The organism is Pseudomonas sp. p99-361, assembly GCF_003935475.1.
GTDB classification, from domain to species: domain Bacteria; phylum Pseudomonadota; class Gammaproteobacteria; order Pseudomonadales; family Pseudomonadaceae; genus Aquipseudomonas; species Aquipseudomonas juntendi.
The window spans coordinates 1-14068 of record NZ_RHQO01000100.1 but is presented as its reverse complement, the minus strand read 5'-3'; the positions used below and the strand labels follow the sequence as shown (position 1 = coordinate 14068).

The 14068-nt window shown below is 60.6% G+C and carries 9 protein-coding genes and 1 rRNA gene; 6 read left to right on the top strand and 4 right to left on the bottom strand.

What is annotated here, in order from left to right; translation table 11 throughout:
* Window positions 1-1337: retention module-containing protein (locus EGJ22_RS24505; protein ID WP_125920435.1), on the bottom strand; the 1337-nt coding region annotated here is incomplete at its 3' end.
* A 953-nt stretch (window positions 1338-2290) separates the two neighbouring features.
* Between EGJ22_RS24505 and EGJ22_RS24500 the strand changes: the two genes are divergently transcribed.
* Complete coding sequence (locus EGJ22_RS24500; RefSeq protein ID WP_029886243.1) at window positions 2291-4447, top strand: type I secretion system permease/ATPase; 2157 nt, start codon at window positions 2291-2293, stop codon at window positions 4445-4447.
* Window positions 4437-5813 (top strand): HlyD family type I secretion periplasmic adaptor subunit, encoded by a 1377-nt coding sequence (locus EGJ22_RS24495; protein WP_009685658.1) that lies wholly within the window; start codon window positions 4437-4439, stop codon window positions 5811-5813. Before EGJ22_RS24500 ends, EGJ22_RS24495 begins: the two co-directional genes overlap by 11 nt.
* 100 nt (window positions 5814-5913) lie before the next feature.
* Here EGJ22_RS24495 and lapD read toward each other — a convergent pair whose 3' ends face one another.
* The gene (lapD, locus tag EGJ22_RS24490) at window positions 5914-7860 is read right to left on the bottom strand and encodes a cyclic di-GMP receptor LapD (RefSeq protein ID WP_009685657.1); all 1947 of its coding nucleotides are present in this window, start codon (window positions 7858-7860) and stop codon (window positions 5914-5916) included.
* A gap of 10 nt (window positions 7861-7870) precedes the next feature.
* Window positions 7871-8632, bottom strand: coding sequence for a cysteine protease LapG (lapG, locus tag EGJ22_RS24485; protein WP_172828432.1), 762 nt, complete (start codon window positions 8630-8632; stop codon window positions 7871-7873).
* Between the two features lie 204 nt (window positions 8633-8836).
* Between lapG and EGJ22_RS24480 the strand changes: the two genes are divergently transcribed.
* From EGJ22_RS24480 to EGJ22_RS24465, 4 genes are all read left to right on the top strand, one after another.
* A complete protein-coding gene (locus EGJ22_RS24480; protein ID WP_009685655.1) occupies window positions 8837-9526 on the top strand; it encodes a GntR family transcriptional regulator in 690 nt (229 codons plus the stop codon).
* 107 nt (window positions 9527-9633) lie between these two features.
* Window positions 9634-10137 carry a sigma-70 family RNA polymerase sigma factor gene (locus tag EGJ22_RS24475; RefSeq protein WP_029886245.1) on the top strand — a complete coding sequence of 168 codons (504 nt, stop codon included), beginning with the start codon at window positions 9634-9636 and terminating at the stop codon, window positions 10135-10137.
* 4 nt (window positions 10138-10141) lie between these two features.
* The gene (locus tag EGJ22_RS24470; protein ID WP_029886246.1) at window positions 10142-11110 is read left to right on the top strand and encodes a FecR domain-containing protein; all 969 of its coding nucleotides are present in this window, start codon (window positions 10142-10144) and stop codon (window positions 11108-11110) included.
* A gap of 122 nt (window positions 11111-11232) precedes the next feature.
* Window positions 11233-13719 (top strand): TonB-dependent siderophore receptor, encoded by a 2487-nt coding sequence (locus EGJ22_RS24465; RefSeq protein ID WP_029886247.1) that lies wholly within the window; start codon window positions 11233-11235, stop codon window positions 13717-13719.
* A gap of 97 nt (window positions 13720-13816) precedes the next feature.
* On the opposite strand, the gene rrf is transcribed toward EGJ22_RS24465, so the two are convergent.
* Window positions 13817-13932 (bottom strand): 5S ribosomal RNA (rrf, locus tag EGJ22_RS24460).
* Between the last annotated feature and the right edge of the window lie 136 nt (window positions 13933-14068).

The following is a 14068-nucleotide window of genomic DNA, read 5'->3' as shown; positions in this document are numbered from 1 at the left end:
GAGCCGTTGTTGTAAACGTCGTTGGCCGGGGTCTGGAAATCGACACTGCCCTGGGTCTTGCCAGCTTCAACGGTCACAGTCTGGCCGTTGGACAGGGTCACAGTAACCGGCGTCTGAGCAGGGTTGCTCAGGGTCACGGTATAGGTGATCACGCCGCCTTCGGTCACGCTCGGCGATGCAGTGAGGGTTGCGGTGGTGGTGTCGACCGAATCATTGATCGTGGTCTGAGCCGGAGTCGGGTTCGGGGTCAGCTGTTCGAAGTTACCGCCAGTAGCGTTTTCGATGGTGACGCTGATGGTCGAGCCGTTGTTGTAGACGTCGTTGGCCGGGGTCTGGAAATCGACACTGCCCTGAGTCTTACCCGCTTCAACGGTCACAGTCTGCCCGTTGGACAGGGTCACGGTTACCGGGGTCTGAGCAGGGTTGCTCAGGGTCACGGTATAGGTGATCACGCCGCCCTCGGTCACACTCGGCGAAGCCGTAAGCGTTGCGGTGGTGGTGTCGATGGTATCAGTCACCTGGGTGACCGCCGGCGTTTGCGGCAATGTGACGGTCAGGCCGCCACCGCCAGTACTCCCCGTGACGGTCGTCGAGATCTGCCCGCCATCAATGTAAGGCGTATCGTTTGCCGGTACCTGGACATTGACACTGCCGCTTGTCTGCCCCGCCGGTATGGTGATCACGGCACCATTGGACAGGGTAATCACCAGGTTGGTAGTTGGCGCCTGACCCACGGTGGCGGTATAGACGATGACGCCACCCGCTTCACTGATGGAAGGGGTGGCGCCGAGGACAAGGTCGGTAGCAACGTTGGCGTCGGTGGTCGGTGGGGTCACCAGATTGTTGTTGGTGCCCAGCTGACCGACCTGCACGCTGTTGAGCGCGGCTGCAGCGCTTAAACCCTCGGTGGGGAAACCGACGGTCGGATCAACCCGGCCCGCAGTCTCTTCCAGCATTACGAAGCTATGGCCGCCGCCCGCCGCGCCACCACCACCCGCTGCCGACGGACCAGCAGCGGTAGCTTCAAGCTCGGTAGTCGGGTCGACACCCGCAGCAATCGCCTGCTGCAGCTCTTCTACCGAAGGCGCTGCCTGGGCAGTAGCCTGGGCAAGGTCGGTGCTGCTGTCGGGTGTATCGGCGCTCCACTGGCTGTCACGGCCAAGGTCGAGCAGGCGGCCATCAGCCAGTTCCAGGGTAACTGCGCCACCAGGGCCAGTGAGCACTTCCTCACCAGCCAACAGACGGTCACCTTCAATGAGTACACGCCGGATGCCCTCTGGGGATACCGCGATAACCTGGCCGACAATACTTTTGACGATGGCTACAACGCTGCTCATTGGACTCTCCGTGTGACCCGGTGGGTACTTCCGTGCCAGAGCGGCACTTGCAGGCCACTTCAGGCGGAACTATGTCGATGATCTTTGACGTTTTTTGACGTCAATATTCCGTCTATAACTGTTTGGAATTACTTAACTGCCAAACTATTGACCTTATACAGGCCATCCTAAACAATCGGCAATGTAATGTCACATTGATATTTGTACCTTAGCCAAGCCTATCCGCAGGACAAATGTCGTACGTCAGCGAACCGGTGTTTCGCGCGCAGTACGGTTAACTATTTCAGCGCCAACGGCCGGTTTCCGCTGGATAGGCAGCAACCTGCCGCCATTATTCTGATCGCCTGCTATCACTCGACAGCGCTATCGCTTTGCAAGCATAAACCTTGCCGAACTACGCCGCGAACCTCGCAAAACCGAGTCGCCAGACCACCACGCAACCTGCTGGCGCCACGCCGTCAGGGGCCGTGCCTTGATGCAAATCAAAGAGATAACGATCGGCGAGAAGTGCTGCGCCAGGAGGGATTGAAACCCAGCTGCGATTATTGATCGCGGATGCTTTGGCAGGCTGCTTTTTATAGATGAATTTTGACTAACAACCGACGAGAAAACGCCAATAAAACAGCGCCTGCTTACTGACCATGTCTACACTGGTTTTCCAAGACCACATGCCATGAAAAAGGGCAAGCTATGCTGAATTCAGGCGTCAAAACCACGACGGGCCAAGTCAGAATATGAAACATTCACTGCACGGCATCATCTGGTCGAAATGAAGCACGCAGAACTGTTTACTCAATAACGATTCAAGGCGACCATGGCCATCTGCCCGAGCCCTGCGGTATCACACCGCCATCAGTACTGCCTGGCAGCACCCTAGAATGCCAAGGTGAGCCGGCCGAGCTTGAACGGCAGCCCACCTATCCCACCCACCACAAGGATGAAGAGAGCGCCGCGTGGAATCCGAAGTCAGTCGAGTCCAACTCAGCCACGATCCACGCAGTCAGCATGACGATCCGTTGCTGGATAGTCTGCTGAGCCTGTGTGTCCTGCACCAGAAACCCGCCAGCCGGGTGATGCTGACCACAGGCCTGCCGCTGCCCGCCCAGCGCCTGAGCCCCGAGCTGCTGCCCCGCGCCGCCGCCCGCGCCGGCCTGCAAGGGCGCCTGCTGCAGCGCAAACTTGAGCAGATCCCGACTATAGCCATGCCGGCCATGCTGCTGCTCAAGGAGGGCCGCAGCGCCGTTCTGCTGGGCTGGGAGAACGAAGATACCGCCCGCCTGTTGCTTAGCGAAAGCGACGGCGGCGAGGTGCACGTCAGCCGCGAAGCCCTGCTCGGCGACTACAGCGGCCGTGTGTTCTTCGCACAGCCGCAGCACAAGTTCGACGTCAACCACGGCAACCTGATCCCGCGGGCGAAGTCGTGGTTCCGCGACACGCTGTTGCGCAGCAAGTGGCTGTACATCGATGCCATCGCCGCCAGCCTGGTGATCAACCTGATTGCCCTTGCCGCCCCGCTGTTCGTGATGAACGTGTATGACAGGGTGGTACCCAACCAAGCTACTTCGACGCTCTGGGTATTGGCCATCGGTATCGCCGGCGCCTATATCTTCGATTTGATTCTCAAAGGCCTGCGCGGCCTGTGCCTGGACCTGGCCGGCAAGAAAACCGACCTGATCATCTCGGCAACGCTGTTTGAACGTATTGTCGGCATGTCGATGAAATACCGGCCGGCGAGGGTCGGCAGCTTTGCCCAGAACATTCACGAGTTCCAGGGCCTACGCGACTTCCTTGCCTCGCTGACCCTGACCAGCCTGATCGACCTGCCCTTCACGATCCTGATCCTGATCGTGATCGCCATCATTGGCGGGCACCTCGTATGGATTCCGATCATCGCCTTCCCCCTGGCCCTGGGTATTGGCTATGCCCTGCAGCGGCCGTTGATGGCAACCATGGAGCGAACCATGGCGCTAGCCTCTGAGCGCCAGTCCAGTCTGATCGAGACATTGGCCGGCCTGGATGCGGTCAAGGTCAACAATGCCGAAAGCGAACGCCAGTACATGTGGGAGCAGACCCTTGGCACCCTCAGCCGTCTGGAGCTGCGTGTGAAGGTGCTGTCGAGCCTGGCGATGAACATCACCCTGCTGATACAGCAGTTGGCAGGCGTGGCAATGATCTGCGTCGGCGTGTACCTGATCATCGACGGCAACCTCAGCATGGGTGGCCTGGTAGCGTGCTACATGCTCAGCGGCCGTGCCCTGGGCCCGCTGGGCCAGCTCAACGGCCTGCTCGCGCGATACCAGCAAGCCAAGGTGACCATGGTCTCCACGGACCACATGATGGAGCTGCCGCAGGAGCGCAATTTCGAAGAGCGCCCACTGAGCCGCAAGGTACTGCAGGGCAGCGTGGAGTTTCGTGGGGTCGACTTCACCTACCCGAACCAGCAGAACATGGCGCTGAAGAACATCAACCTGACCATACGCCCCGGCGAGAAGGTCGGCATCATCGGCCGCAGTGGTTCGGGCAAGAGCTCACTGGCCAAGCTCATCGTCGGCCTGTACGAGGCCGACGGCGGGTCGCTGCTGGTGGACGGTGTGGACATCCGCCAGATCGACGTCAGCGAATTGCGCCATAACGTCGGCTACGTCCCGCAGGATATCCAACTGCTGGCGGGCACCCTGCGTGACAACTTGGTCAGCGGTGCGCGTTACATCGAGGACGAACTGATCCTGCAGGCCGCTGAACTGGCTGGCGTACATGAATTCGCCCGGCTGCACCCGGACGGCTATGAGCTGCAGGTAGGCGAACGCGGGCAGAACTTGTCCGGCGGTCAGCGGCAGAACGTTGCCCTGGGCCGTGCGCTGCTGCTCAACCCGCAGATCCTGCTGCTGGACGAACCCACCAGTGCCATGGACAACACCGGTGAAGAGCGCCTCAAGCAACGTTTGCAGGCGGTGGTGGAAGGCAAGACAGTACTGCTCGTCACCCACCGTGCCTCGCTGCTGTCGCTGGTAGACCGCTTGATCGTGATCGATCGCGGGCAGATTGTCGCCGACGGCCCGAAAGCCGCGGTCATGGACGCGCTGAAGAAGGGGCAGATCAGTGTTGCATAAGCTGGATATCGGGCAGTTCAAGGATAGCTTGCGGCGCTATTTCAAAGGCTCCGAGTCACTGGGCGGCCAACCGCTGCCAGAGGTCAACAAGGCCCTGATCGAGGATGCCCCACGGGTGGTGCGGCTGACTATCTGGGGCGTCATCCTGTTTTTCGTGTTCCTGATCGTGTGGGCCAGCGTGGCCCCCATTGACGAGGTCACCCGGGGTGAAGGCAAGGCCATTCCGTCGTCCAAGGTGCAGAAAATCCAGAACCTGGAGGGTGGCATCGTCGCCGAGATCTTCGCCAAGGAAGGGCAGATTGTCGAAGTGGGCCAGCCGCTATTGCGTCTGGATGAAACCCGCTTCGCCTCCAACGTGGGTGAAACCGAGGCCGACCGACTGGCCATGGCCCTGCGTGTCGAGCGCCTGAGTGCAGAGGTGCAGGACAGCCCACTGAAAATCGACGAAGCCTTGCGCAAGGCGGCACCCAGCCAGGCTGCCAGCGAAGAGTCGCTGTACCAGAGCCGGCGCCAGCAACTGCAAGACGAGATTGGCGGCTTGCAGCAGCAGTTGGTCCAGCGCCAGCAGGAACTGCGCGAATACAGCTCCAAGCGTGCCCAGTACGCCAACAGCCTGGAGTTGCTGCGCAAGGAAATCAGCATGTCTGAACCGCTGGTGGCCACCGGCGCGATTTCCCAGGTCGAGGTGCTGCGCCTGCGCCGTGCCGAAGTGGAAAACCGTGGTCAGCTGGACTCCACGGCACTGGCCATTCCTCGCGCAGAGGCGGCCATCCGCGAGGTGCAGAGCAAGATCGAAGAGACCCGCGGCAAGTTCCGCAGTGAAGCGCTGACCCAGTTGAACGAAGCGCGCACCGAGCTGAACAAGGCCACCGCAACCAGCAAAGCGCTGGACGACCGGGTAAACCGTACGCTGGTGACCTCGCCCGTGCGAGGTATCGTCAAGCAGCTGCTGGTGAACACCATTGGTGGGGTTATCCAGCCAGGTAGCGACATCATCGAAGTGGTACCGCTGGACGACACGCTGGTGATCGAGGCGAAGATCCTGCCCAAGGACATCGCATTCCTGCACCCCGGGCAGGAAGCCACAGTCAAGTTCACAGCCTATGACTACACCATCTATGGCGGGCTCAAGGCCAAGCTGGAGCAGATCGGTGCCGACACCATCACCGATGAAGACAAGAAGACCACGTACTACCTGATCAAGCTGCGCACCGATCGCAGCCACCTGGGCACCGATGAGAAGCCCCTGCTGATCATCCCGGGCATGGTGGCAACGGTGGATATCATGACCGGCAAGAAGACCATCATGAGCTACCTGCTCAAGCCGATCATGAAGGCACGTTCGGAAGCACTGCGCGAGCGCTGATCAAGGCCTGTGGGGGCTGACAACAGGAGCGGCCTTGCGCCGCGACAGGGGCCGCACTGCGGCCCTTTCACAACACCAGGCTGCTCCCTCCCTGATGCGATCAGCGCCAGGGCGCAGGCTCACCAACCAGCTGCCCCTGTATTCCGCCTACGCCCATCTCCTGCAGTACCTTGCGCTCCCCTTCGGTCTCGACCCGTTCGGCGATCAATGGCAAGTCAATGCTGTGCGCGGCCCGCTGGATCGCTTCGATGAACAGCCGCTTGTGCTGCTCGTGGTCGATGTTACGGATGTAGCTGCCGTCGATCTTGAGGTAGGCCAAGCCCAGATGGGCCAAGTTGCCAATCATGCTGAAGCGCCCGCCGAAACGCTGCAGCGCCAGGCCGAAGCCTAGCCCGTGCAGCCGCCGGGTGAGCTGTTCCAGGGCGGCCTGATCAGGCAGTTGCTCTTCGCCGATTTCGAACACCAGGCGCGGGCCCAATGCTGCGTTCTGGCCTAGCAGCTCGAAGACCCGCTGCAGCGCCTTGGCGTCGCCAAGGGTGGCTGCGGAGAGGTTGAGCGCCACCACCTGATCGTGCCCGCGCAGGTGGGCCAGTACTTTCTCCAGTACCAGTACGTCCAGGCGCGGCATCCAGCCAAAGCGTTCCAGCCAAGGCAGGAAGCGCCCTGCGGGCAAGGCCTCGCCCTGCCCGTCCTGCAAGCGCGAAATCACCTTGTGGTGCAGTACCCGTTGCGCTGTGGCGGTGTCCACCACCGGTTGGAAGAACAACTCGAAGCGGCCATTGTTGAAAGCCTGGTCCAGGCGCTCGTGCCACGCATGCTGGCTGTCCGCCGCTACGGCGGCAACGCCTTGTTCAAGGCACACCCAGCCAGGGGTAGGCTGGTTCTCGGCGCGGGCCAGGGCTTCGTCGGCGAGCTTGAGCAGCGCCTGCGGCGCGTCACCAGGGCTATAGGGTGCAAGGCCGATGCAGGCCACCGGGTGAACATCACTGGCGCCGGTTTCATGCAGGCTGAGCAGGGTCGCTTCCAGCGCCTGGGCAAGCTGTACCGCCTCTTCATGCACCATGCTCGGCGCCAATACGGCGAACTCGCCGCCGCGGCTGCGGGAAATCAGGTCTTTGGTTTCCGGGAAACTGGCACAGGTACGGCGCAACTGCTCCCCCACCGCCTGTAGCAACTGGTCGGTGCGCTGACCGCCCAGGCGGGCGTTCAAACCGGCCAGGCCTTGTACCCGCAAGAGCAGCAAGTAGCCGGCGCGGGCCTCTTCCAGATTACTGACCCGGGTGTTCAGCTGCATCTCGAAATAACGGCGGTTGGACAGCCCGGTGAGGCTGTCCTGGTAGGACTCTGCCCGAAGCCGCTCACTGCGCTCGGCCTGTTCGGTAAACAGCGCCTTGAGCTTTTCAACCATCTGGTTCATGGCCTGCACGACCCGGCGCAGCTCCGGGGTACGCGGCAGCTCTGGCAGGCTCAGGAATTCGCGGCGGGCAATGGCATGGGACTGCTCGACCATATAGTCCAGCGGGCGCAGCTGGCGGCGCAATAACAAGGCACCGAGCACGGCACTGGCGGCACCACACAACAGCAGCCAACCCAAGCTGCCCAGAGCGCTCTGCCAAAGTTTGGCGATGGCGAACATCGGATGGCTGACCACTTCGACGCGCGCGGCCTGCTGCCAGCCGCGGCTGACGATGGCATCGCCACCTGCGGCTTCAAGGCCGATCAAGCGCACGAACCACTGTGGCACGCCGCCGGGGTCCGGCTCGGCGTGGCGCTCCACCAGGACCGCATTTGAGCCCAAGTCGACAACTTTGATGCTTGCGTAGTAACCACTGTCGAAGATCGAACTGACCATCAGCTCGACCATCGCCGGGTCGTCGATGTTCGGCGTTAGCGACAGCGCCAGCGCGGTCGCCGCATCCTGGGCATGCGAGCGCAGCTGGTTGACATACTGGCTGCGTGAGCTTTCCAGGCTGACCATGAAACTGCCACTGAAGGCGACCACCAGGAACAGGCAAATGGCCAACAGCAATTGTTTGAACAGTGACATCTGTGCTCCTTCAATAGACCGGTTCGGCCGGGAAGCCTTCGGCCTGCATTTTCTTCAGCAAATCCTGCCAGCGGGAAAGCCGCTTGGTATCACCGACCTTTTTGTTGCCTGCGGCCCCCGTCAGCCACAACCCCTCGCCATTGAAGGCATAGACCGGCAACAGGTCGGTTCGTTGGCTGGCAGGTTTGATGGCGTCCATCAGGCTATCGAGGACCAATGGCTGGGCCTGTGGGCTTGAATAATAGGTCAGGACCATGTGCGCTCGGTTCTGCCGCAACGCCTTGACGTAGGTGATACGCAGCTTTTCGCTGGCAATACCCATGCGCCGCAAGCTGAAATACTTGGCTATGGCGTAGTCCTCGCAGTCACCGGCCCCTTTGATGAGTGCCTGCACCGGTGTGGCCCAGTAATCGACCTCCTGCCACAGGTCGATGTCCTCGACATAACGCAGTTGCTGGTTGAAAAAGCGGTTGACCACCTGCAACCGTTCCAGCTCGCTGCCTTGGGCCTGCGTTGCCATCAGGCGCTGCCAGGCGTCGATACGACCCTGCCCCGCGCCCAGCGGGCCATACAAAGCCTGAGACTTGCGGCTGATCTGGGAAAAGTCCCAATCCGCGTGCAAGCCGCCCAGCAGCAGACCGCCCAGCAGCACGGCAAGGAAGGCAGGTCGCACAAGGCGTTTGAGCATCCAGGATATCGCCACTGCGAAGCCCTGTTCAGGCCAGTCGAAAGCAGCGATGGTGGGGCTTGCCAAGGCAAAAGACAATGGCACCCTGCAATCATCCACCCGCTGGTCAGCTTGCACCCTCTTTATGACTATATCCTTTTATGGGCTGCTTCCTTTGGCAGGCGACTTCATCCACCATAGCCGCGCCTTGTGGGGTGCTACTGGCGCTATCGACCGAGTTTGACACCCTGACAGGCAGTTACTAGTGTAATTGGATCCAACTTTAGTCATCGTTAAGGCAGGCTTTACGTGGCCGAGAAACTCAAACTGAGCAATGTGTTGGCCAGCGAGCAACTGTTGCCGCACCAGGCTCGTGGCGTGATCGAAGAACGCCTGCGCAGTGCCATTCTCGACGGTCGCTTGCCCCCCGGCACCGCCGTGCGCCAGCAAGAGCTGGCCAGCTTGTTCGGGGTGAGCCGCATGCCTGTACGCGAAGCCTTGCGCCAGCTGGAAGCGCAATCACTGCTGAAAGTGGAAATGCACAAGGGCGCCGTGGTTGCGCCCTTGATCGGCGAGGACGCGGTAGACACCTACGCGCTGCGCATACTGCTTGAGAGCGAGGCGCTACGCCAGTCCATCCCGTTGCTGGAGCCCAGCGACATCGCCCAGGCACGCGGCTACATCCAGCAGTTGGAGAATGAAACCCGCCACGCTGAAATCGGCCGGCTAAACCGTCTGTTGCACATGGCCTTGTACAGCAAGGCAAAAAACAAGAAGTTGCTACGCCTGATCGAAGACGAGCTCAACGAGGAGGAACGCTTTTTGCGCTTCCACCTCTCCTCCATGGGGCTGGGCAAGCTCACCCAGGATGATCACAACGCATTGGTCAACGCCGCCAGTGACAAGCACGTGGAAGAAGCCATTGCCGTGCTGGAGCGACACCTGAACAGCGGCGCAAGGGTGATCCGCAAATACCTGGATGGCCAACCGCGACACTAGTGTGCGTCCGCCAATGGGCCGCTGGAAAACGCACAGGTTGCAAATTATGGCGCCGCCGCCAACAATGAGACTAATTATCATTAATGTCCATTGTTGATACCTCGCCCATGCCCAGCGACGACTCCGTGCAAACGCTTTACAGTGACCACCACGGCTGGCTGCATGCCTGGCTGCGCAGCCAGCTGGGCAACGCCGCTGATGCTGCCGACCTGGCCCAGGACACCTTCGTTCGCCTGTTACAGCGCCGTGAGCAACTGCACTTGAACACGCCACGTGCGTTTCTGCGCAAAGTTGCACGCGGGCTGGTGATCGATCATTGGCGTCGCGAGGAGCTACACAAGGCGTACCTCGAGGCCTTGTCCCATCTGCCAGAAGCATTGGCGCCTGCGGCTGAAACCCGCGAACTGTTGCTGGAGTTGCTGGAGCGCATCGCGCGCATGCTCGATGGCCTGAAACCCAAAGTGCGCCGGGCTTTCCTGCTAGCCCAGTGCGAGGGGCTGAAGCACCAGGTCATCGCTGACCAGATGGGTATCTCCGTGCGTACCGTGGAGCGCTACATCGCCGATGCGCTCTACCACTGCTACGTGCTGCGCTATCAGGATGAATGCTGACGCCATGGCTGCTGCACAACCCGGAACACAAGCGGTCAAGCAGGCCATTTACTGGATGTTGAGGCTACGCGAGAACGGGCATGATGCCGCCCTGCAACAGCAATGCGTGCAGTGGCGCGCGGCCCGCCAAGAGCATGAGCAAGCCTGGCAACGGGTGATGCAGATGCACCAGGATCTCGACCTGCGCGGCATTCCCGGTGCCGGTTTGGCCTTGCAGACCCTTGAAACCAGCCAGCGTCGGCTGCACCGTCGCCAGGCGCTGAAACTGCTGGGTGGCACGGCCATGGTCGGCGCCGCGGCATGGCTCGGCCGAGACCTGGATGGGCTCAGCTACTGGACCGCCGACTACGCCACGAGCATGGGTGAACGCCGCAGCTTCACGCTGCCAGATGGCACTCTGATGCAACTCAATACAGACAGCGCCGTGGACCTGGCCTTCGACGAGCAGCAGCGACTGGTTCGCCTGAAGCAGGGGGAAATGATGATTACCTGCGGCCAGGCAACCACGGCGCAGCGCCCCCTGCTGGTACAAAGCCGCGATGCCTTGCTTGAAGGGTTTGCCGGGCACTTCGTGGTACGCCAGGACAGCGACTGTACGCACGTCAGCGTCGGCACTGGCAGGGTAGCGATCCACCAGCCTGGTAGCGGCCCGCTGCAGTGGATCGAAAGCGGCCAGAACTGGCGCCTGGACGCACAGGGTGCGCAGCGTCTGCAGCACGTGGACATGGACGCAATGGCCTGGAGCGAGGGGCTGATCGTTACCCGGGACATGCGCCTGGCGGACTTCCTCGCGCAGGTCAGCCGCTATCGCCGTGGTTACCTGGGTTGCAGCGAAGCGGTTGCCGGCTTGCGCCTCTCAGGGGTCTTCCGCCTTGAAGACCCGGAGCTTTTGCTGCAGCTACTCCCCCAGACGCTGCCAGTGAGGCTGCGCCAACGCACACGCTGGTGGATACGCGTCGAAAGCCTGGCTTGATCAGGCGGCCCATGCAGGTGTGGCCGTAGGGCGGTGCCAGGTATTTTGGCGGGTTTTGAATGGCAGTCCGGCTAGGACAGCAAGCAACACCTTCCGCCCTCAACATCCCTACGGACTTGAACATGTCTAACGACACCGTGCACATATGCACACTCAACGCGAATGGTTTTCGACCTGTCTTGCACTCAGCATTGTTACGCAACGCAGTGCGGGCAGCTGTACTTGGCACGGCCCTGGGCCTGAGTGCTATTCCACTGGCCGCCATGGCGGCGGAAACAGCCCAGGTCAGCCAGCACTATTCCATACCCGCAGGCCAGCTGGACGATGTGCTCAGCCAGTTCGCCCGCCAAGCCGGCATCACACTGTCGAGCACGCCGCAGCTCACCAACGGTTTGCAGTCCGGCGGCCTCAATGGGCAATACGCCACCGAACAGGCTCTGCGCCAACTCCTCAATGGCAGTGGTTTGCGCGCTGTCAGCCAAGGGGGGCACAGCTACGTGTTGCAGGCGCAGCCGCTGGACGCAGCGTTGTCGTTACCAGACACCGACGTCCGCGGTTTCAGCCTGGGTAATGCGCTGGGTAGCACCGAGGGCTACAACGCGACCCACAGCCAAGTGGCGACCAAGACCAGCATGCCGCTTGTGGAAACATCGCAATCGGTGTCTGTGGTGACCCGCCAGCAGATCGACGACCAAGGGTCACAGACCGTCGCCCAGGCCATGCGCTATACACCCGGGGTGCTAACCAACCCCTACGGTGCCACGCACCGCTATGACTATGTGGCGATGCGCGGCTTCAACGACGGCTCGGTAGACAACATCTACGTCGACGGGCTCAAATCCATGGGCGACAACGGCACCTACAGCACCATGCAGGTGGACCCGTATTTCCTGGAGCGCATCGACATCCTCAAGGGGCCGTCCTCGGTTCTGTACGGCCGCAGCTCACCAGGTGGGCTGGTCGCGTTGACCACCAAGAAACCGCTGTTTTCAGCCTACCATCAGGTACAAGCTACGGTCGGCACCCAGGGCCAGCGCGGCATGGGCTTCGATTTCAGCGGCCCAGCGGATGAAGACCAGCGTATCGCCTATCGCCTGACGGGCCTGGCGGATGCCTCTGACACGCAGTTCGACCACAACAAGGAAGAACGCTACGCCATTGCTCCCGCGATCAGCGTGGACTTCAGCGAAGATACTTCGCTGACCTTGCAGGCCTATCTGCAGCACGACCCCAACGGCGGCTACCACGGCGGTAACCCGGCAGACGGCATGCTGCACCCGCGTAATGGCTTGCGCCTTTCCGATCACTTCTTTGAAGGCGAAACGGGTATCGACAGCTACGAACGTACGCAACAGTCGTTCAGCTATCAGTTCGAGCACCGCTTCAATGACATCTTCACCGCTCGGCAGAACTTCCGTTACCAGGATTCCGATGTGTCGATGGACCAAGTTTATTCCGCCGGTTGGGCAGATGCCGATAGCAATATCCTGAACCGCGCCTACACCGGCGGCGACGAGCGGCTGCATTCGTACATCATCGATAACATGCTGCAGGCAGAATTCTTCACCGGCGCCGCCAAGCACACCCTGCTAATGGGCACGGACTACCAGCGACGCAAAGCTGACGTTGAATGGCGTTACGGTACCGTAAACCCGTTGGACGCCGGCAACCCGCAGTACGGTAATGGCAACCTGCAGCTGCTGGGAGAAAACCGCTATCAGCGCCGTTTGCAGCAAACGGGGGTATACCTGCAGGATCTGGTGGAGCTTGATCAGTGGCGCTTTTCCCTGGGGCTGCGTCAGGACTGGGTGAAGGTGTCCGAACAGAACCGTGACAGTGATACCAAGGTGAATGACCAACGCTCGAAGTTCACAACGCGTGCCGGCGTGCTTTACCTGTTCGAAAATGGCATTGCGCCCTATGTCAGTTACTCGGAGTCATTCAACCCGAATACCGTCTCCGATCAGGATGGCCGGCCTCTGGCACCTACCGAGGGTACTCAGTGGGAGGCGGGCATCAAGTATCAACCCAGCGGCAGCGACAATTTGTTCACCGCGTCGGTATTCCGCATCGAGCAAGAGAACCTGGCGTCGAAACAACCGAACGAAGACTTCTATCGCGCTGTAGGTCAAGTGCGCTCGCAGGGCCTGGAGCTGGAGGCACATGTGCAGCTCAGCGACAGCCTGAAGCTGCTGGGTGGCTACACCTTTACCGATATCGAGTATTCCAGGTCGATGCCGAGCCTGGTGTCGGGCAACCTGGACAACAAGGGCAACTCGCCGACTCAGGCGCCAAAGCAGATGCTCTCGCTATGGGCTGACTACAACTTCCACCAAGGGGCCTTGGATGGCCTGCGGCTGGGCGGCGGCGTTCGTTATGTGGGGTACAGCTGGGTGGATGCGGAAAACAGCATGAAGGTGCCCTCCTACACGCTGTTCGATGCTTCCGTGGGCTATGACCTGGGCAAGGTCGGCCTGACCGGTGTAGATGTGCGCCTGAACGCCAATAACCTCACCAATGAAAGCTACATCACTTCATGTGCCAGCCTGAACTACTGCTACATGGGTGAAGAGCGCAATGTGAGTGCAACAGTGAGTTATCAGTTCTAGGCAGATGGCCAGGGCTGTTTGGCACTTTCACCGCAGCCCCTGTACCTGAAAAGACAAAGCCCCTGTCTGCATTGCAGACAGGGGCTTTGGGTTTGAATCTTGACGATGACCTACTCTCACATGGGGAAACCCCACACTACCATCGGCGATGCATCGTTTCACTGCTGAGTTCGGGATGGGATCAGGTGGTTCCAATGCTCTATGGTCGTCAAGAAATTCTGTGTGCTGGCCCGTCACTGGAACGTGCCTGCGAATCTCTGTAGTTCCTACTTAAAGACAAAACCCCTACCTGCATGCGCAGATAGGGGTTTTGCGAAATGAATCTTGACGATGACCTACTCTCACATGG

Coding starts and splice junctions, on each gene's coding strand:
- EGJ22_RS24465 (WP_029886247.1), top strand. CDS start 11,233: ATGTCTAACGACACCGTGCACATATGCACACTCAACGCGAATGGTTTT.
- lapD (WP_009685657.1), bottom strand. CDS start 7,860: ATGTCACTGTTCAAACAATTGCTGTTGGCCATTTGCCTGTTCCTGGTG.
- EGJ22_RS24475 (WP_029886245.1), top strand. CDS start 9,634: ATGCCCAGCGACGACTCCGTGCAAACGCTTTACAGTGACCACCACGGC.
- EGJ22_RS24470 (WP_029886246.1), top strand. CDS start 10,142: ATGGCTGCTGCACAACCCGGAACACAAGCGGTCAAGCAGGCCATTTAC.